Raw genomic sequence first — 19,798 nt, forward strand, 5'->3', positions numbered from 1 at the left:
AACTGGTCGATCGCGGCCTTGCTCTCGGTCTCGGTCGGCTCGACCAGCATCGCGCCGTGGACCACCAGCGGGAAATAGACCGTCATCGGGTGATAGCCCTCGTCGATCAGCCCCTTGGCGACATCGAGGGTCGAGAGGCCATTGGTGAAGTCCTTGTCGCCGAACAGCGCCTCGTGCATGCACGGCCCGCTGGCGCCGAAGGGGGCGTGGAGAATGTCCTCCATCGAGCGCAGGATGTAGTTGGCGTTGAGCACCGCGTCCTCGGCCACCTGCTTGAGCCCGTCGGCCCCGTGGCTGAGGATATAGGTCAGCGCGCGGGTGAACATCCCCATCTGGCCGTGAAAGGCGGTCATCCGGCCGAAGCTCGGGCCGCGTTCCTCGTGGTTCTCCTCCTCGACGAGGTAGAAGGTGCCGCCCTCATCCTTCCGCACGAAGGGCAGCGGCGCGAAGGGCGCGAGCGCTGCCGACAATACCACCGGCCCCGAGCCTGGCCCGCCGCCGCCATGCGGGGTGGAAAAGGTCTTGTGCAGGTTGATGTGCATGGCGTCCACGCCAAGGTCGCCCGGGCGCACCTTGCCGACGATGGCGTTGAAGTTGGCCCCGTCGCAATAGACATAGCCGCCCGCCGCGTGCACCGCATCGGCGATCTCGCGGAAATCCTTCTCGAACAGCCCGCAGGTGTTGGGGTTGGTGATCATCACCGCCGCCACGTCTGGCCCGAGCCGCGCCTTCAGCGCCGCAACATCGACCCGGCCTTCGCTGGTCGCGGGGATGTCCTCGACGCGGTAATTGGCAAAAGCGGCGGTGGCAGGGTTGGTGCCGTGGGCGCTTTCGGGCACCAGCACCACCTCGCGCGCATCGCCGCGCGCCTCATGCGCGGCGCGGATCGCGAGGATGCCGCAAAGCTCGCCATGCGCGCCGGCCTTGGGGCTCATTGCCACGGCGGGCATCCCGGTGAGCTTGCACAGCCATTCGCCGAGCTGGTGGATCACTTCGAGCGCGCCCTGCACCGCGTTCTGGGGGGCGAGCGGGTGAATATCGGCAAAGCCGGGCAGGCGCGCGATCTTCTCGTTGAGCCGCGGGTTGTGCTTCATCGTGCAGCTGCCGAGCGGGAAGAAGCCGAGGTCGATCCCGTAGTTCTGGCGGCTGAGGCGGGTGTAGTGGCGCACTGTTTCCGGCTCGGTCAGGCCGACAAGACCGATCGCATCGCGGCGGGCCAATCCGCCAAGGCGCGTCGGCGCGGCGGGATCGATGTCGGGCAGGTCAACGCCGGTCACGTCCGCACGGCCAATCTCGAATAGCAGCGGTTCTTCCAGCATCAGCGCGCGGTTGCCGGTGGTGGTGGCCGGGCCGCCGTGGAACCCGTCTTCGGCCAGCTGCATCTCGGGCTTCCAGCCGCTCTTGTTGGGGGCGTTCATCACACGGTCTCCTTGACGCTGGCTTCAAGCTCTGCGGCGAGGCGTTCGATGTCTTCTTCGGTGGTGGTCTCAGTCACGGCGACGAGCAGCGCGTGTTCGAGCGCCGCGACCCCAGGGTAGAGCCGCCCCAATGACACCCCGCCCAGCACGCCCCGGTCAGCCAGATCGCGCACGATCTGGCGCGCAGGCTTGCCGCCGAGCATCAGGGTGAATTCATTGAAGAAGGCGGTGTTGAGCACCGCGACGCCCGGCACCTTGGCGAGGCGATCGGCGGCGAGGCAAGCAAGGCGGTGGTTCTCCGCGGCCAGCTGGCGCAGGCCCCTTTCGCCCAGCAGGGTCATGTGGACGGTGAAGGCGAGCGCGCACAAGCCCGAATTGGTGCAGATGTTGCTGGTCGCCTTCTCGCGGCGGATGTGCTGCTCGCGGGTGGAGAGGGTGAGCACGAAACCGCGCTTGCCCTCGGCGTCCACTGTCTCGCCGCACAGCCGGCCGGGCATCTGGCGCACGTGCTTGGGATCGCGCACCGCGAACAGGCCAAGGTACGGCCCACCGAACTGCAGGCCGACGCCGAGCGACTGACCCTCGCCCACCACGATATCCGCGCCCATCTCGCCGGGGCTTTTGATTGCCCCCAAGGCTACCGGCTCGGTGTTGACCACCACCAGCAGCGCGCCCTTGGCATGAGCCGCTTCGGCGACCGGAGTCAGATCGCTGATGCGCCCCAGAATGTCGGGATATTGCACCACGACACAGGCGGTGTCCTCGTCGATCCGGGCGATGAGGCCAGCGAGATCGGGTTCAGGCGTTATCGCAGGCAGGGCATCGGCAATCTCGTCGCCGGTGAAATGCGCCATGGTCTTCACCACCTGCGCATAATGCGGGTGCAGCGCGCCCGAGAGCACCGCGCGCTTGCGGCGGGTGACGCGGGTCGCCATCGCCACCGCCTCCCAGCACGCGGTCGAGCCGTCATAGAGCGAGGCATTGGCGATTGTGCAGCCGTAAAGGCGCGCGACCTGGGTCTGGAACTCGAACAGCACCTGCAACGTGCCCTGCGCGATTTCCGGCTGGTAGGGGGTGTAGGCGGTGAGGAACTCGCCGCGCTGGAGGATGGTGTCAACGCTCGCCGGAACGTGGTGGCGATAGGCGCCCGCACCGAGGAAGAACGGCACGTCGCCCGCCACCAAGTTCTTCGCCGCCAGCGCCTTCATGTGGCGCTCCACCGCCATCTCGCTGGCATGCATCGGCAGGCCGTCAATCGGCCCATCGAGGCGGGCGACTTCGGGCACGTCGACGAACAGGTCATCGACCGAGGATACGCCGATCCTGGCCAGCATCGCCTGCCGGTCGGTGTCGGTGAGGGGGAGGTAGCGCATGGGAGAGGGTATCCGTGGCTGGTGGGTGGATGGTCAGGTGCTCAGGTGCGCCAGATCGGCGAGCGCCCCGACGAAACGCGCGGGGCCGGTGTGGGTGGTGCGCATCCAAGGCGCGGCCCAGACCCGGAAGCCCGCATCGCGCGCGCGGTGGCAGAAAGCGTAATCGTCGGAAAGCAGGTGCCCGCTTTCGGGATCGAACATCGGCTGGAATAGCGCATAGAGATAGTCGCCCAACCCGTTCTCGCCGCGGTCCTGCGGGTCGACCGGGTAGCGCAGCTCGGGGTGCCGCTCGCACAGGGTTTCGATCACCTCGCGGCGGATCAGCATCAGGCCGGTGCCGATGCGCTTGAGTTCGAGCGGCTGGTCGAGCCGCACGCCCGCCGCCGGATCGAGCGCGTCGAGCGCGAACAGGCCGGAATAGCGCTCGAGCTCGGCCGGATTGCCCTCGGCCAGCCCCTTGGCCGCCGCCGCGGCGACGAGCGCCCAGTTGACCCGCCGCTTGGGGCAGGGCGCGCCGATCACCGCCAGCCGCGCGTCCGTCTCTACCAGCGCCAGCAGATCGAGCACCTGTTCGGGCAGAAAGCCGATATCGGCGTCGAGAAACAGCAGGTGCGTCGCATCCGATTGCACGAAGGCCCCGGTGAGCAGGTTGCGCGCTCTGTTGATCGAGGCGTTGTTGCTGAGGAAGGCGAAGTTGAGCGCCACCCCGCGCTTTTCGGCCAGACCCGTCAGCCCGATCACCCCGCGCAGATAATCGGCCTCGGCCCCGCCATAGAGCGGGGTCGCGACCATCAGGCGCGGGGGCGAGGCGGGCTTCGTGGTCACAGGCTCTCGATGAAGGCCTTGTAGGCGGCGGCGTCCATCAGCTCGGTGAGTTGGCCGGCATCGGCGATGGTCATGCGGAAGAACCAGCCCTCGGCCTCGGGTGCGGTGTTGACCAGCGCTGGGTCTTCCTCGAGCGCGCTGTTGATTTCGGTCACTTCTCCGTCGATCGGGGCATAGACGTCGGAAGCGGCCTTCACGCTCTCGACCACGGCGGCGTCCTTGCCCTTGGTGATCGCGGTGCCGACCGGGGGAAGTTCGACGAACACGATGTCGCCGAGCTGGCCCTGTGCATAATCGGTAATCCCGACCGTGGCGACCTCGCCATCAACCTCGATCCATTCGTGCTCGTCAGTGAAATAGCGCATGGGTCAGCTCCCTCGGTAATAGCGGTGGGGTACGAATGGGGTGGGCGTGACAGTGGCCGCGAGGCGCTTGCCGCGAACCGCCACCTCGATTTGCGTGCCGATGGCGGCATGGGCGCTTGCGACATAGGCCAGGGCGATGGGCACCTGCAGCGTGGGCGAAAAGCCGCCGCTAGTGACTTTGCCGATCTTCTGGGCGCCCGCGAAGACTTCCGCGCCTTCGCGCGCCGGGAGGCGGCCCTCAATCGTGAGGCCGACCCACCTGCGTGCCGGGCCTTCGTTGATCTCGCGGATGATCCGTTCAGCGCCCGGAAAGCCGCCTTCGGTGCGGCGGCGCTTGTTGATGCCGAAGGTCAGACCGGCTTCGATCGGCGAGGTTTCGGGCGAAAGGTCATGGCCGTAGAGCGGCAGCCCCGCCTCCAGCCGCAGCGAATCCCGCGCGCCGAGGCCGATTGGCTTCACCTCCGGCTCGGCGCAGAGCAGGTCGGCAACTTCGGCGGCAACCGCGGCGGGGAGCGAGATCTCGAACCCGTCCTCACCCGTGTAGCCGGCGCGCGCGATGGTGACGTCATGGCCCGCCAGCTTGAACCTGCCGAACTTCATGAAGGTCAGGCCGGCGGCTTCGGGCACATGGCGGGCAAGCGCATCAACCGCCTTGGGCCCTTGCAGCGCCAAAAGGGCATGTTCGTCCATGTGGTGGATCGTGATATCGTCGGGCAGGGCCACGCGTAGGGTGCCGATATCGTCCCACTTGGTTGCGCCGTTGACCACCAGATAGAGCGCCTCCGGCCATCGCGAGACCATCAGGTCATCGAGCACTCCCCCGTTCTCGTCGAGCAGCAGCGAATAACGCTGCTGGCCGAGCTTGAGGGTCGAAAGGTCAATCGGCAGCACCGCCTCGACCGCTGCATCGAGATCCGGTCCGGACAGCAGCAGCTGGCCCATGTGCGACACATCGAACAGGCCCGCATTCTCGCGGGTCCATTTGTGCTCGGCAAGGATGCCCTCGTACTGGATCGGCATCGCGTAGCCCGCAAAGGGCACCATCCGCGCACCGCACGCCCGGTGCCACGCATCAAGCGGCAGCGCCGCGAGCGGCAGATCTTCGAGAGTTTCGTCGGTGTCGTGGTCGCTCACGTGCAGTTCCCAGGCAGAATGCGGCAGTCCGGGAGCGCCATTACAGCACCCCTAAAAACTGCCCCCTCTGTCGGGTGACCTGAGAGCTTCGGCAGACCCGCAAACGCGCGGCCCGCCTCCCCTTCGGTGGCCGCAAGCCAAAGCCGGCGGCGCTTTCCAGAGTGTCACACAGTCGAGCGGTCCGGTGGCCTGAGAGTTTCCGGGGCGGTTGCTCCTTCGGCGCCTCTGCCCCCTTGCGAAGGCATCGGACTCTCCCGCTCGCCTGCCCGCACGAGAATCGCTCCGGTGCGGAAGACATTCTCGCCCTGCGCGAATTGCTGCATCGCGTCAATCGGGCGAAATGCCTTAGCGCGTGTTCAGCCACAGCAAATATAGCGCCGAGAGCACGATCCAGCCGCCGTCGAGGGTCTTGAGGCGCTTTGCCCCCAGCCACAGCGCGATCGGACGGGCAAGGAACCCGCCCAGGGCCGCCCCCGGAGCGGCGAGCAGCACCACCTCCCACTGCACCGTGCCGGCCCCGATATGCCACACCACCCCGGCAAGGCAGCTCGCCGCCGAAATCACGCAGGCCGCCCCGGTGCAAAGCAGCACCGGATAGTGGCGGATGAACAGGTAGAGCGCGACAAGCTCGCCCATCCCGACCGAAAACAGCGCGGTGATCATCCCCCCTGGGATCGCCAGCAAGAGCAGCACCACAAGGTCAGTCCGCTCAAGCCGGGTGCGCTCGGGCCGCTGGGCGTTGACCGTCCATGTCGCCGCGATCAGTGCGGTGCCGAGCAGGATCGAGAAGCCCTTGTAGGCAAACAGCACGTCCTGCTGGTCGAAGGCGGTGAGCCGCTGGGTGGCGAGCATCGCGGGGAGCGAGAGCGCCAGCACGCCGAGCGCCACGGTGACGAAATCACGCGGACGCACCCGCGCCTCAAGCGGGCCGGGTTCGGGCTGGTGCAGCAGGCGGTCGGTCCAGCGCAGCGAGCCCATGGTCATGCCGAAGGACTGGATGCCCATTGACACGCCCACCACCATCAAAGGCGAAAGGCTCATCACGCCTAACTCGCGCATTGCGTTGAACACGGGCACGAAAACCACGCCCCCGCCGGTGCCCGAAGTGTTGGCAATGATCGCGCCGATGATGCCGACGCCGGGGAGGAACCACAGCCGCGCGAGCAGCGCGGGATCGGCGGGCACCAGCGCCCACAGTGCGATATAGGCGATCAGCAGCGCGAGGCCGCCCGCCAGCACGATGCTGTGCGGCGGCAGCGTGCCGCCGGGCCGGGGCGGGGGACGACCGGTCATGGTCTAGCGCGCGCGCTCCGCCATCATGTCCAGCGCCCGCGCCATCAGCGCCCTTTCACGCGGGGTGAAGTTGCCGGTGTCCTCGCCCCCGGCAGGCGGCGGGCTTTCGGTGGTGAAATAAACGAAGCCCTGCCCGCGCGAGGGTTCGTACCACAGCCCCGAAAGCAGACCATAGGCCTCACCTGGGTGGCCCAGCCACGGCCTTCCGCTGTCGAACAGGGTGTCATCGCAGGGGTCATCGAACCATTCGATCATTTGCAGTCCCAGCCCGTAGTGGCAGAACAACTGCTGCGCTTCAGTCCGGCCCTGCACGGGCGAAATCACGAAAAGCTCCAAGGTGCGGGACTTGAGAAAGTCCGCTTCCCCTCCCCGCACAAGCGCCTGCCCGATCTTGCCCAGGTCCATCATCCCGATCCGCACCCCGCCCTGAGGAGAAAATATCGAGGCATTGGTGCCGGGGACGTAGGCGTCAAGGCTGCATTCCACGCCTTGCGCAACAGGGATGGTGCAGGCTGGCGGCAGGCTGTCTGCACCATCGGCTGCGACTTCGCCGGCGTGGCGGTAGAGCGTTACCGCGCGGGCCTCCATCTCGGGGCCGCAGCCGATCCAGTTGAAGCAGGCCTTCACCCCGAGCGGCGCGAACACGAGGCGCTCCACCAGCCGGTCATAGCGCTCGCCCGAAGCCGCTTCGAGCACGGTCGCCACGATCGGCGAGCCGAGGTTGGCATATTCGAAAGCGGCCTCTCCCGGCCTGCCCGTCTTGCGCCACGCCGCAGGGTCGGCCAGTTTCGCTTCGAGGCTCTCGCCCAGCGGAATGACATATCCCCCCGCGTCGGACAGGCCGGCGCGGTGCATCAGCAGGTGCCTGAGGGTGACGGGCGCATCGGGATGGTGGGGCGAACGCAACTTCCACCCGAGATAGTCCGAAACATCGCGGTCGAGATCGAGCTTGCCCTCGTCCATCAGCCTGAGCGCAGCGAGCGCCATGATCAGCTTGGAAATCGAAGCGATGCGCACCGGATCATTGGCCTCGAGCGCGCGGCCGCTTTGCTTGTTCGCCAGCCCTTCCACGATCAGCGGGCGGACGCCCTCGCGGTCGAAGGCGACCACCACTGTTGCAGGCGGCGTATTCTGCGCGACGGCGGGGACAGCGGTGAGCGCCAGAGCGGCGACGGCGAGGCGGCGGATCATGCCGCACAACATCGCCGCTTGCCCCCGCGCAATCAATCGAGATTTGGCCTGAGCCAGCGTTCGGCCTGCTCCACGCTCACGCCCCTGCGGCGGGCGTAGTCCTCCAGCTGGTCGCGGCCCACGCGGGCGACGCCGAAATACTGGCTTTCGGGATGGCCGAAATAGAACCCGCTCACCGCCGCGGTCGGCAACATGGCAAAGCTTTCGGTGAGCGTCAGGCCGGCATTATTCGGGGCATCGAGCAGATCGAACAGGATCGGCTTCAGCGAGTGATCGGGACAGGCAGGATAGCCCGGCGCCGGACGAATGCCGCGATATTCCTCCTTGATCAGCGCCTCGTTGGTGAGCTGTTCACCCGGCGCATAGGCCCACAGCGTGGTGCGCACGTGCTGGTGCAGCGCCTCGGCAAAGGCTTCGGCAAAGCGGTCGGCGAGCGCCTTCAGGAGGATGTCCGAGTAATCGTCCTTGTCGGCCTGGAAGCGCGCCGAATGCGGCTCAACCCCATGGACGCCGACCGCAAAGCCGCCGATCCAGTCGCCGTCGGGGGCGATGAAGTCGGCAAGGCACATATTGGCGCGATCACGCGATTTCTTCACCTGCTGGCGGAGCATGGGCAGGCGGGTGCCGTTGTCGAGCACAATATCATCGCCGTCACGCCGGCACGGCCACAGGCCGGCGACGCCGCGCGCGGTGAGCCATTTTTCCGCGATGATCCGGTCGAGCATCGCATTGGCATCGGCGAACAGCTGGGTCGCGGTTTCGCCCACCACTTTATCGGTGAGGATCGCCGGGTAGTTGCCATGCAGCTCCCACGCGCGGAAGAACGGCGTCCAGTCGATAAAGCCGCGCAGGTGCTCCAACGACCAGTCACCAAACACATGCAGCCCCGGCTGCGCCGGGGCGGCGGGCTTTTGGGCGAGGTCGATCACGAAGCCATTGGCGCGCGCTTCGGCCAGCGCGAGCAATTCGCTCTGCCCCTTGCCCGCCCGCGCATCGCGGACATTGCTGTACTCGCTGGCGACCTCGGCGACGTATTCGTCGCGTTGGGTGTCGGAGAGCAGTTTGGAGGCCACCCCCACCGCGCGGCTCGCGTCGAGCACGTGGATCACCGGGCCATCATAGGCCGGATCGATCTTCAGCGCGGTATGCACCTTCGATGTGGTCGCCCCGCCGATCAGCAGCGGCATGGTCATGCCGGCGCGCTGCATTTCCTCTGCCACCGTGACCATCTCGTCGAGCGAGGGGGTGATAAGGCCCGACAATCCGATCATGTCGGCCTTGTTGTCGTTGGCGGCCTTGAGAATCTCCGGCCAGGGCACCATGACGCCGAGGTCGATCACCTCGTAACCATTGCACTGGAGCACCACGCCGACGATGTTCTTGCCGATGTCGTGGACGTCGCCCTTGACGGTGGCCATGATGATCTTGCCCTTGGCCTTGCGATCTTCCTCGGGCAGCAGATCCTTCTCGGCCTCGATGAAGGGGATGAGATGGGCGACCGCTTTCTTCATCACCCGCGCGGACTTGACCACCTGCGGCAGGAACATCTTGCCCGAGCCGAACAGATCGCCGACGACGTTCATCCCGTCCATCAATGGGCCTTCAATCACATCGATGGGGCGCGCGGCAGACTGGCGCGCTTCTTCGGTGTCCTCGACGATATGCGCGTCGATGCCCTTCACCAGCGCGTGTTCCAGGCGCTTGGCCACCGGCCAGCAGCGCCATTCCCCGGCGGCCTTCTCGTCGGCGAGCGACTTGCCCTTGAAGCTTTCGGCGAGCGCGATGAGACGTTCCGTGGCGTCAGGATCACGGTTGAGGATCACGTCCTCGCACGCCTTGCGCAGCACGGGATCGATCTGGTCGTAGACATCGAGCTGCCCGGCGTTGACGATCGCCATGTCGAGCCCGGCGGGGATCGCGTGGTAGAGGAACACCGAATGCATCGCGCGGCGCACGGGTTCGTTGCCGCGGAAGGAGAAGCTGAGGTTGGAAAGCCCGCCCGAGTAATGCGCATGCGGGCACAAAGTCCGCAACTCGCGCACCGCTTCGATAAAGTCGACACCGTAATTGTTGTGTTCCTCGATCCCCGTCGCGACCGCGAAGATGTTGGGGTCGAAGATGATGTCCTCAGGGGGAAAGCCCTCGGCCACCAGCAGATCATAGGCACGCTTGCAGATTTCCACCTTGCGGGCCTTGGTGTCCGCCTGCCCGACCTCGTCAAAGGCCATGACCACCACGGCCGCGCCGTAATCCATGCAGATGCGGGCGTGATGCAGGAAGGTTTCCTCGCCTTCCTTCATGCTGATCGAATTGACGATCGGCTTGCCGCTGACGCATTTCAACCCGGCTTCGATCACCTCGAACTTGGACGAATCGATCATCACCGGCACGCGCGCGATGTCCGGCTCGGCAGCGATCAGCTTGAGGAACGTCGTCATCGCGTGGACCGCATCGAGCAGGCCCTCGTCCATGTTGACATCGATCACCTGCGCGCCGTTTTCGACTTGCTGGCGCGCCACCTCGACGGCAGCGGCATAGTCGCCCGCCATGATCAGCTTCTTGAAGGCTGCACTACCGGTAACGTTGGTGCGCTCGCCGATATTGATGAAGCGCGAGGAAAGGGGTTGGCTCACTTTGGATCTTTCGAAATGGGTCAGCCCGTCACGAGCGCCTCGAGGCCCGCCAGCCTCATCACTGGTTCGGGCTGCGGAATGACGCGCGGGGCGCTGTTCGCAACCGCCTTGGCGATGGCGGCAATATGGGCGGGCGAGGAGCCGCAGCATCCGCCGAGGATGTTGACCTGGCCGTGATCCGCCCAGTCCTTGACCAGCGCGGCGGTGGTTTCGGGCAATTCGTCATATTGACCCAGTTCGTTGGGCAGCCCAGCGTTGGGATAGACCAGCAGCAAGGTATCGGCGATCTGCGACAGGACCTTCACATGCGGGCGCAGCTGTTCGGCACCGAAGCTGCAATTGAGGCCGATGGTGAGCGGTCGGGCGTGGCGCACCGCATACCAGAATGCTTCGACCGTGTGGCCTGACAGATTGCGGCCCGACAGGTCGGTGAGCGTCATCGAGATCATCACCGGCACTTCGCGGTCCAGCTCCCGCTCCAGCTTCTTGACCGCCATGATCCCGGCCTTCGCGTTGAGGGTATCGAACACGGTCTCGATCAGGACGAAGTCCACCCCGCCCTCGACCAGCGCGCGCGCCTGTTCGAGATAGACATCGACGAGATAATCGAAGTCGATCTCGCGGAAGCCCGGGTCTTCGACATCGGGGCTCAATGAAAGGGTCTTGTTGGTCGGCCCGATTGCCCCCGCAACGAAACGGGGCCTGCCGTCCTTGGCCTCGAATTCCTCCGCCAAGGCACGGGCGATCTTGCCGCTGGCGAGATTCATCGCGCGCACCAGACCTTCAGCCCCGTAGTCGGCCTGCGAAATGCGGTTGGCCGAGAAGGTGTTGGTCGAGACGATGTCCGATCCCGCCTCGAAATAGGCGCGGGTGATGTCGCTCAGCACATCGGGGCGCGTGAGGGCGAGAATGTCGTTATTGCCTTTCTGGTCGGCGGGCAGGCCAAGGTTGCCCGCGTAATCCGCCTCGGTCAGCTTGCGCAGCTGGATCTGCGTCCCGAACGCGCCGTCGAAGATCAGCACGCGTTCGCGCGCGGCGGCGAGGAGTTGTTCGCGCTTGGTCATTGGCCGGCCTCCGCAACGGGCCGCTTCCCGAGCAAATGGCAGATCGCGTAAGTCAGCTCGGGGCGATTGAGCGTGTAGAAGTGGAAATCGCGCACCCCGCCGGCATAGAGCCGGCGGCACAGTTCGGCAGCAACCGTGGCCGCGACCAGCTGTCGCGTGGCGGGCATTTCGTCGAGGCCTTCGAACAGCCCGTCCATCCACGCCGGGATCGCCGCCCCGCAGGCGCTTGCGAACTTGCGCGCCTGTGCGACGTTGGTAACGGGCAGGATGCCAGGGAGGATCGGCGCCTCGATGCCTGCCGCTGCGCATTGATCGCGGAAGCGGAAGAAGGTTTCGGCGGAAAAGAAGAACTGGCTGATCGCGCGGGTCGCCCCGGCGTCGAGCTTGCGCTTCAGATTGTCGATGTCGGCCTGCGGCGAGGCGGCGTCGGGGTGCGTTTCGGGGTAGGCGGCGACCGAGATTTCGAAGTCGGCGATCTCCTTCAGCCCGGCAACCAGCTCTGCCGCGCAGGCATAGCCTTCGGGGTGCGGGGTGAAGGGCGCGCCCGGTTCTCCCGCATCACCGCGCAGCGCGACGATGTGGCGCACGCCCGCGTTCCAGTATTGCTCGGCCACCTCGCGGATTTCCGCCTTGCTCGCGGCGACGCAGGTGAGGTGCGCGGCGGCGGGCAGCTGGCCTTCCGCGATGATCCGCGCGACCGTTGCATGGGTGCGCTCGCGGGTGGATCCGCCCGCGCCATAGGTGACCGAGACGAAGCTCGGGCCGAGCGGCTTCAATTGCGTCACCGCATCCCACAGCTGGGCCTCCATCTTCTCGTTCTTGGGCGGGAAGAATTCGAAGCTCACCGCGACGTCGCCGGGCAAGCTGGAAAACAGCGGGGCATCGGTGGCGGTGCGGTATTCCTCAAGCTGGCTCAGGGTCTGGGTCATCAGGCGGTTTCCTTGGCGCGGCCAGATCCGGGGGATGCGGCAGAAGAGGCGGGGGACGTGCGACGGGTGCCAAGCCAGATCTTGACGGTGAGATCGCCGCCTTCGAGCGCGATCGGAGTGCTCGCGGCAAAGCCGGCGGCGCGCAGCAGTTCGGCCATCTGCCGGTCGGCAAAGCCGAGGCGCGCGTGCTGGTGGCGATCGCGCAGTTCCTCGCGCTGGTGCGCGGCGAAATCGACGATCGCGATCCGCCCGCCGCGCCGCAGCACGCGTCCGGCTTCAGCCAGTGCCGGGCCCGGATCGGCGGCGAAATGCAGCACCTGGTGCAGCAGCACCGTATCGAAACTGGCATCGGCAAAGGGCAGGTCGTAGAAATCGCCCTGCACCAGCTCGATCCGCGCCGCGGGCAGGTGTTGCAGCTTGGCGCGTGCGACACGCAGCATTTCGAGATTCTTGTCGAGCGCGACCACCCGCTCGGCACTGCCTGCGAACAGTTCGGCCATGCGGCCGGTGCCAGTGCCGATATCGAGCAGGTGCCCGAGCGGCGCGTCGGCCAAGGCCGCAGCAAGGCGGCTTTCGACTTCGGCATCGGGGCTGTGGAGCGCGCGCAGATCGTCCCATTCGCTCGCGTGGCGAGCAAAATAGGCTTCGGCTGCGATCTCGCGCGCGCGGCGGATCGCAGCGAGCTTGTGCCGATCGGCCTCGCACAGGGCGGCGAATTCGCCTTCCTCGGCCTCGGCCACCGCGAGCAGGTGCTGAACCGCCGTTATTATCGGCCTGCCCGCTTCGCTCTGGCGCAGGAACACCCAGCTGCCCTCGCGGCGGCGCTCGGCAAGGCCTGCATCGCACAGGATGCCGACGTGGCGCGAGACGCGCGGCTGGCTCTGGCCCAGCACTTGCGCAAGCTCGCCCACCGCCAGCTCCATTGTCGAAAGCAGGCGGGCAATGCGCAGCCGCGTCAGATCAGCGAGCGCCTTGAAGATATGCTCGGTCACCATCACAGGATCGATATAAAGATATTTTTATATCTGTAAATCGCCTGCGTCGACGGGGAGCGCCAAAGCCTTGTCCGCCGCTCTGGCCTGATGCTTGCGTCACCCCTGCAGCCGCGGCGCTGCTCCAATGGCGAGGCGCGCGCGCTGGCCCAGCACCAGCCGGTTGACCGCCAGCGCCGCCGCCACGCTGGTCGCCAGCGTCACCACCATGAAGTGGATGTAATGCAGGGTAATGATCCCCTCGGGCTGCAAGATGAAGGTGTAGAGCCCGTAAAACGCCACCCCCCACACCACCCCGGCAATGGCCGCGCGCGATTCCACCCCCTTGAACAGCAGCCCGACCACGAAGGCCGAAAGGATCGGCATCGAACTGAGACCGTTCAGTTGCTGGAGCAGGTTGATGATGCTGGTGGCGTTGGCGAACACGGGGACCAGCGTGATCGAGCTGGCAGTAAACAGCACTGTCACCACGCTCGACAGGCGCCAGTGATTGGCGACCGGGGCGATGAACTTCGCATGGAAATCGACCGCATAAAGCCCGACCGCCGCATTCATCACCGCGGCGGTATGCGCGATCACGGCCGCGGCGATCGTGGCGGCGAACACGCCCGATAGCCACGGCGGAAGCACTTGGCCCACCAGCCGGCCATAGGCCGCATCGTTGATGTCGCCGAACAGCTGGTAGGCCACCACCCCCGGCACCACCACGATCGCCGGGATAATCAGGATGCGCACCGCCGCAGCCGCCAGCACGCCCTTTTGCGCCTCGCGCACACTGGGGGCGGCCATCGCCTTCTGCGTGATCGGCTGGTTGGTCGACCAGTAGTAGATCTGGATGAAGATCATCCCGGTAAACAGCGTCGCGAAGGGAATCGGCGAATCCGGTGCACCGATCATCGTCAGCCGCTCCGGCGGGACGCCGCGGGTGATGTCCCAATCCACCGCGTTGAGCGCCAGCACCACGATCAGCACCGCGATTCCCAGCACGCCTATCCCTGAATAGGTCTCCATCACCGCCACCGCGCGCAGCCCGCCGGCAATGGTATAGGCCGCCGCCACGACCCCAAGAAACCCGGCCAGCACCAGCAGCGGCAGATCGATCCCCGCGGTCTTGAGGAACAGCGCCCCCGAATAGAGCCCGGCCGGGAGGTAGATCAGGATCATCCCGAAGAGAAACAGCGCCGACACCAGGGTGCGAATCCCGCCCCCGCCATAGCGCTGTTCGAGCAGCTCGGTGACGGTCGTCACCCCCGCGCGGTAGTAGATCGGCACGAACACGAAGGCGAGGATCAGCAGGCCGACAAAGCCGCTGATCTCCCACCATGCCAAGAGCAGCATCTGGTTGCCGTTCATGCCGACGAGCTGGTCGGTCGAAAGGTTGGTGAGCGTGATCGCCCCGGCCACGAACAGCCAGTTGAGCTTGCCGCCGGCGAGATAGACGTCCTTCTGCGATCCGTCGTGCCGGTCGCGCCGGGTGGTAAACCAGGTCGCCAGCGCGATCAGCGCGGTCAGGCCAAGGCACACCGCGATCTGCACCAGACTGGCGGTCGACATGGCTTCGGGCATTCTCGTGCTTTCCCCTCCCGTTCGGGGCGGTTACAGCGCATTGACGGATGCCGGGCAAGCCTGCAGGCGCAGTTCATCACCGGACGCGGATGGGAGAGAAGGCTTGGACTATGTGCGGCTCGATGGCGACGCGCTGACGCTGGTCTTCGCGCTCGAGCAGGGCGGCGGTGCCGACCTCGCCTATGCCGGGCCGCGCCTGCCCGAGAAGGAGGATCTGGCGATGCTGGCCGCCGCAGCGGCACGCGGACGGCATGAAAGCCAGCCCGATGTGCCCCCGCAGCCCGGCCTCTGGCCGCAGCGCGAGAGCGGCTGGCAAGGCACGCCCGCCGCCCGGTTTCGCCGCCTTTCGGGCGAGATCATCGCGGCGGATTTCCGGTTGATCGCGTGGTCCCACGAAGAAAGCGCATTGGCCTGCCGCTTCGCCGATCCGCGCGCCGGACTCCACGTGTCGCTCCATTGGAGGCTCTTTCGCAGCGGCGCGGTTTTGTGCCTGGCCGAGGGCTGCAACGCGCGCGACGAGGCCATCATCCTCGAACACCTCGCCACGCTCAACCTGCCGGTTCCGTCACGCTTCGACAGTTTCACCGCATTCAGCGGGCGCTGGGCGAGCGAAATGCAGGAGACCCGGCAGCCCATCGCTCCCAATGGCCTTGCGCGCGCTTCGGCGGGCGGCAAGCCGGGCTTTGGCGGGGGCAACTGGCTGCTGCTGCACGCGGGCGCGGAAGTGCTGGGAGCGCACCTTGCCACCAGCGCGGATCACGAAACGCGGATCGTGTGCGACAATGCCGGATCGAGCAACGGGAGAGCGATCCTGCAGATGGGCGCCGGGCTGGAACCTGGCGGACGGATCATCCCGCCCAAGGGCGCCTTTGGCGGAGCGCCGGTCCTGTTTGCCCTGGCCCCCGATCGCAGCGCACTCGCGCAGATCTTCCATCGCCACCTGCGCGAGGCTGTCCTGCCGGCGCGTGCCGCATGGGTCCCGCGCAAGGTGCATCTCAATTCGTGGGAGGCGCTCGGTTTCAACCTTGGCGAACCCGCGCTGATCGCGCTGGCCGAGGCCGCTGCCGCACTCGGCGTCGAGCGCTTCGTGCTCGACGATGGCTGGTTCGGCGGGCGGCGGGACGATACCACCAGTCTCGGCGACTGGACCGTCTCGCCTGAGGTGTTCCCCCACGGCCTCGGCCCGCTGATCGCCCGTGTCCACGAGCTTGGCATGGATTTCGGCCTCTGGGTCGAGCCGGAGATGGTCTCCCCCGACAGCAAGCTCTACCGCGCGCACCCTGACTGGTGCCTGCACACGCAGGGCCGCGCGCGTCCGACGATGCGCGGCCAGCTGGCGCTCGACATGGCCCGAACAGAGGTGCGCGATTACCTGTTCGAACGCCTCGACGCGCTGCTGCGCGAATACCCGATCGCCTACCTCAAGTGGGATCACAACCGCGATCTTTTCCCCTCGGCTCCGGGCCAGACCGAGGGCTTTTATGCCCTGCTTGACCGCCTGCGTGATGCCCACCCCCTGGTCGAGATCGAGAGCTGTTCGAGCGGCGGCGGGCGGATCGATTTCGGGGTGCTGTCGCGTTGCACCCGTGTCTGGCCATCCGACAACAACGACGCGATCGAGCGCCTGCGAATCATCCGCGCATGGAGCCAGTTCCTGCCGCTTGAAGTGCTTGGCAGCCATGTCGGCCCTTCGCCCAATCCGGTCACCGGACGCAGGCTGGCGATGGACTTTCGCGCGAAGGTCGCGGTGTTCGGCCACATGGGGGTGGAGGCCGATCCGGCGCGGATGAGCGCGCAGGAACGCGCCACGCTGGCGGCGCATATCGCGCTCTACAAAGACTGGCGCGGTGTGCTGCATGAAGGCGCTCTGTACCGCCTCGCGCATCCCGATCGGAACGTCACCGCGCTGATGGTCGTGCATCACGGCAGGGCGCTGGCCCTCGCCGCGCAGACCGCTTTCTCACCGGTGTTCGATGCTGCGCCGGTGCGGCTCGCGGGGCTGGATCCGCAGGCGCGCTATCGCGTCACCCTGCCAGAACCTTGGCCGCCCAAGGCGAAACACTACCTTGCCAATCCGCAAAGCTGGCGCGCGGGCCTTGTCCTGTCAGGCAGCGCGCTGATGACCGACGGCCTCGCCTTGCCGCTCACCCACCCGGAAACCGCGTGGCTCATCGCGCTGGAGACAATCGCGTGAAACTCGGTTGCTGCTACTACCCCGAACACTGGCCCGAGGCGATCTGGGCCGATGATGCCCGCCGGATGCGCGACATGGGTCTGTCGCTGGTGCGCATCGGCGAATTCGCCTGGAGCCGGATCGAACCCGAGCCGGGGCGCTATGACTGGGGCTGGCTCGACCGTGCGATCGAAACGCTCGCGGGCGCGGGCCTCAAGGTGATCCTCGGCACGCCGACCGCCACCCCGCCCAAATGGCTGGTCGAGCGGATGCCGGACATGGTGGCCATCGACGCTTCCGGCCGCCCACGGGGCTTCGGCTCGCGCCGCCACTATTGCTTCAGCCACGAAGGCTACCGGGCCGAGTGTCGCCGAATCGTCACCGCGTTGGCGGAGCGCTATGGCCGGCATCCGGCGATCGCCATGTGGCAGACCGACAATGAATATGGCTGCCACGACACGGTGCTGAGCTTCTCGGATGCCGCCGCCTGTGCCTTTCGCGGCTGGCTGGCGGCGCGCTACGGCACCCCGCAGGCGCTCAACGCGGCCTGGGGCAATGTCTTCTGGAGCATGGAATACCGCAGCTTCGCCGAGGTCGACCCGCCGCATCGCACCGTTACCGAGGCGAACCCCGCGCACTGGCTCGACTATCGCCGCTTCGCTTCCGATCAGGTCGCGCGCTTCAACCGCGAACAGGTGGAGATCCTGCGCGCCTTGTCGCCCGGCGTGGACATCACCCACAACTTCATGGGCTTCTTTGCCGAGTTCGATCATCACGCTGTGGGCCGCGATATCGATCTGGCGACGTGGGATTCCTACCCGCTCGGCTTCCTCGAACAGTTCTGGTTCGCGAAGGAAGAAAAGGCCGCCTACCTGCGCCAGGGCCATCCCGATATCGCCGCCTTCCACCATGATCTTTATCGCGGGTGCTCGGGTGGGCGTTGGGGGGTGATGGAGCAGCAGCCCGGCCCGGTGAACTGGGCGCGCTTCAACCCCGCACCTCTGCCCGGCATGGTCGCGCTGTGGACGCTGGAAGCCTGCGCGCACGGGGCGGAACTGACGAGCTATTTCCGCTGGCGGCAGGCCCCTTTCGCGCAGGAGCAGATGCACGCAGGCCTGCTGCGTCCCGACAGCAGCGAGGCGGAAGCCACGCCCGAAGTGCGCACAGCCGCGGCGGTGCTGGCGGATATCGGCCCGCAGACCACCGCGCGCGCGCCGGTCGCGCTGGTATTTGCCTACGAGGCTGCATGGGCCATCGGCATCCAGCCGCAGGGGGCCAGCTTCCGCTATCTTGAACTGGCGTTCGAAGCATACTCTGCGCTCCGCCAGCGCGGGCTCGACATCGATATTGTCGCGCCCGATGCCGACCTTGCGGCCTATCGGATGGTGGTGGTGCCGAGCCTGCCGATCATCCCCGATGGCTTTGCCGAAAAGCTCGCCGCGCTTGCCTGTCCCGTGCTGCTCGGCCCGCGTTCGGGCAGCAAGACGGAAAGCTTCCGCATCCCCGAAGGCCTCGCGCCCGGCGCCTTGCGCGATGCGATCCCGCTCACCGTCACCCGGGTCGAATCCCTGCGCGAGGGCATAGCCGAACCGGGCGACGGCTTTGCCGTCACCCGCTGGCGCGAGGACGTGGCGAGCGATCTCGCACCCGAACTCACAGATGCCGCCGGGCGCGGAGTGGTCTGGCGCCACGGCCACATCCGCTACTGCGCCGTCTGGCCCGACCGCGCGCTGCTGCGCCTGCTGGTTGCGCGCATGGCGGCCGAGGCCGGCCTCGATCTCATCGATCTGCCCGAAGGCATCCGCCTGCGCCGCTCGGCCAGCCACGCCTTCACCTTCAACTATGCCGCCCAGCCGGTGTTCGTCCCGCATCTGGGCGAGACGCTCGCCCCGGCCAGCTGGCACATCGCCCCGCGCTAGCTTTCGGCCAGCAGCCGCGCATAGTGATCGCGCAGCGTCTCGCTCCCGAACTCGGGGGTCAGATCGGCGGAATATTCGCCCGTCGCCGGATCGAGCACCAACATGCTCTCGGTCGCGTAATAGCGCGCGATGCGGACATATTCGGCCTTTTCGGCGAACCAGTCGGAAAACCCCGCGCCGAGGTTAAGCAGCTTCTCGGCAAAGGTGAACAGCTTGGGCGAGATCGCGGTGAACCGCACCGGCTGGCCCGCCAGCTCGCACAGCAGCGCGCCCTGTTCGCGCAAGCTGATCGCCGGGCCGGGGCCACCGATCGGCAGGATCCGGCGGCTGGCCTCGGGGTTGTCGATGCAGCTGGCGATGAAGCGCGCCAGATCACTGTCGCTGATCGGCTTGCAGCGGGTCTGTTCGCCGTCGCCGAAGATCAGGAACGGCTTGCCCGCCTTGACGCGCTTCACCTGCCCTGACAGCGATTTGAAGAAGGCCGTCGGGCGGATGATGGTGTAGTCGATGCCGCTCTCGGCCAGCCGCGCCTCGAAGGCGAGCTTGGCGTGCTGGAAGGCGAGCAAGGGCTTTTGCACGCAGATCGCCGAGAGCAGAATGAACTGCCGCGCCCCCGCCGCCTGCGCCGCCTCGAGCAGCGTGACATTGGCGGCGTAGTCCACCGCCTGCGCATCTTTGGGCGCACCCGTACGCGAAGCAATGCAGGAGATCACCACCTCGGGCCGCGCCTCGGCCATGACCCGGGCCAGCGCGCCCGCGTCGGCCAGCACGCTGCGCCCCGGGGTCGTCGTCGCATGGCCCTCGGCCACCAACCGCGCCACCACCGCCTGCCCGATGGTGCCGGTCGCCCCGGCGACGAGAATGGAGCGCGGGGAAGACAGTGCCTGGGTCATCGGTTGCGACACTAGCGCGATGACCGGATG

At 66.7% G+C, this 19,798-nt stretch carries 15 protein-coding genes and 1 riboswitch; of the genes, 2 read left to right on the plus strand and 13 right to left on the minus strand.

Features of this window, described 5'->3' with window-relative positions:
• The 12 genes from gcvPB to BZF61_RS09900 all read right to left on the minus strand — a co-directional run.
• Positions 1-1,418, minus strand: a 1,418-nt coding sequence (gene gcvPB / locus BZF61_RS09845) for an aminomethyl-transferring glycine dehydrogenase subunit GcvPB (protein WP_086618915.1), incomplete at its 3' end; no start/stop codon positions are given.
• Positions 1,418-2,791, minus strand: a complete 1,374-nt coding sequence (gene gcvPA / locus BZF61_RS09850; protein WP_086618916.1) for an aminomethyl-transferring glycine dehydrogenase subunit GcvPA — start codon at positions 2,789-2,791, stop codon at positions 1,418-1,420. The genes gcvPB and gcvPA, both read right to left, overlap by 1 nt.
• A gap of 33 nt (positions 2,792-2,824) precedes the next feature.
• Complete coding sequence (locus BZF61_RS09855; protein WP_245804575.1) at positions 2,825-3,616, minus strand: hypothetical protein; 792 nt, start codon at positions 3,614-3,616, stop codon at positions 2,825-2,827.
• Positions 3,613-3,981 (minus strand): glycine cleavage system protein GcvH, encoded by a 369-nt coding sequence (gene gcvH / locus BZF61_RS09860; protein ID WP_086618917.1) that lies wholly within the window; start codon positions 3,979-3,981, stop codon positions 3,613-3,615. The genes BZF61_RS09855 and gcvH overlap by 4 nt, the downstream gene beginning before the upstream one ends.
• A 3-nt stretch (positions 3,982-3,984) precedes the next feature.
• Positions 3,985-5,115, minus strand: a complete 1,131-nt coding sequence (gene gcvT, locus BZF61_RS09865; RefSeq protein ID WP_086618918.1) for a glycine cleavage system aminomethyltransferase GcvT — start codon at positions 5,113-5,115, stop codon at positions 3,985-3,987.
• Positions 5,116-5,282: 167 nt separating this feature from the next.
• Positions 5,283-5,382: riboswitch (glycine riboswitch) on the minus strand.
• 78 nt (positions 5,383-5,460) lie between these two features.
• Positions 5,461-6,408, minus strand: a complete 948-nt coding sequence (locus tag BZF61_RS09870; RefSeq protein ID WP_086618919.1) for a sulfite exporter TauE/SafE family protein — start codon at positions 6,406-6,408, stop codon at positions 5,461-5,463.
• A gap of 3 nt (positions 6,409-6,411) precedes the next feature.
• Complete coding sequence (locus BZF61_RS09875; protein ID WP_245804576.1) at positions 6,412-7,599, minus strand: serine hydrolase domain-containing protein; 1,188 nt, start codon at positions 7,597-7,599, stop codon at positions 6,412-6,414.
• A 32-nt stretch (positions 7,600-7,631) separates the two neighbouring features.
• On the minus strand, positions 7,632-10,232 hold the full coding sequence (metH, locus tag BZF61_RS09880) for a methionine synthase (RefSeq protein ID WP_086618920.1): 2,601 nt from the start codon (positions 10,230-10,232) through the stop codon (positions 7,632-7,634).
• 20 nt (positions 10,233-10,252) lie between these two features.
• A complete protein-coding gene (locus BZF61_RS09885; RefSeq protein WP_086618921.1) occupies positions 10,253-11,296 on the minus strand; it encodes a homocysteine S-methyltransferase family protein in 1,044 nt (347 codons plus the stop codon).
• Positions 11,293-12,225 (minus strand): methylenetetrahydrofolate reductase [NAD(P)H], encoded by a 933-nt coding sequence (gene metF / locus BZF61_RS09890; RefSeq protein WP_211276759.1) that lies wholly within the window; start codon positions 12,223-12,225, stop codon positions 11,293-11,295. The genes BZF61_RS09885 and metF overlap by 4 nt, the downstream gene beginning before the upstream one ends.
• Positions 12,225-13,220: an ArsR/SmtB family transcription factor gene (locus BZF61_RS09895; RefSeq protein ID WP_086618924.1), complete on the minus strand. Its 996-nt coding sequence runs from the start codon at positions 13,218-13,220 to the stop codon at positions 12,225-12,227. The genes metF and BZF61_RS09895 overlap by 1 nt, the downstream gene beginning before the upstream one ends.
• A 96-nt stretch (positions 13,221-13,316) precedes the next feature.
• Entirely contained in the window at positions 13,317-14,783 is a 1,467-nt protein-coding gene (locus BZF61_RS09900; RefSeq protein ID WP_245804577.1) for a sodium:solute symporter family transporter, read from the minus strand.
• A gap of 112 nt (positions 14,784-14,895) precedes the next feature.
• Here BZF61_RS09900 and BZF61_RS09905 point away from each other — a divergent pair, with 112 nt between their 5' ends.
• Together BZF61_RS09905 and BZF61_RS09910 are read left to right on the plus strand one after the other, a co-directional pair.
• The gene (locus tag BZF61_RS09905; RefSeq protein ID WP_245804590.1) at positions 14,896-16,977 is read left to right on the plus strand and encodes an alpha-galactosidase; all 2,082 of its coding nucleotides are present in this window, start codon (positions 14,896-14,898) and stop codon (positions 16,975-16,977) included.
• A complete protein-coding gene (locus BZF61_RS09910) occupies positions 16,974-18,875 on the plus strand; it encodes a beta-galactosidase (protein ID WP_086618929.1) in 1,902 nt (633 codons plus the stop codon). Before BZF61_RS09905 ends, BZF61_RS09910 begins: the two co-directional genes overlap by 4 nt.
• On the opposite strand, the gene BZF61_RS09915 is transcribed toward BZF61_RS09910, so the two are convergent.
• Complete coding sequence (locus BZF61_RS09915; RefSeq protein WP_086618930.1) at positions 18,872-19,768, minus strand: NAD(P)H-binding protein; 897 nt, start codon at positions 19,766-19,768, stop codon at positions 18,872-18,874. The two genes, BZF61_RS09910 and BZF61_RS09915, sit on opposite strands and share 4 nt — an antisense overlap.
• Positions 19,769-19,798: the final 30 nt, after the last annotated feature.

The sequence above is a fragment of the Erythrobacter tepidarius genome (assembly GCF_002155695.1).
Classification (GTDB): Bacteria; Pseudomonadota; Alphaproteobacteria; order Sphingomonadales; family Sphingomonadaceae; genus Erythrobacter; species Erythrobacter tepidarius.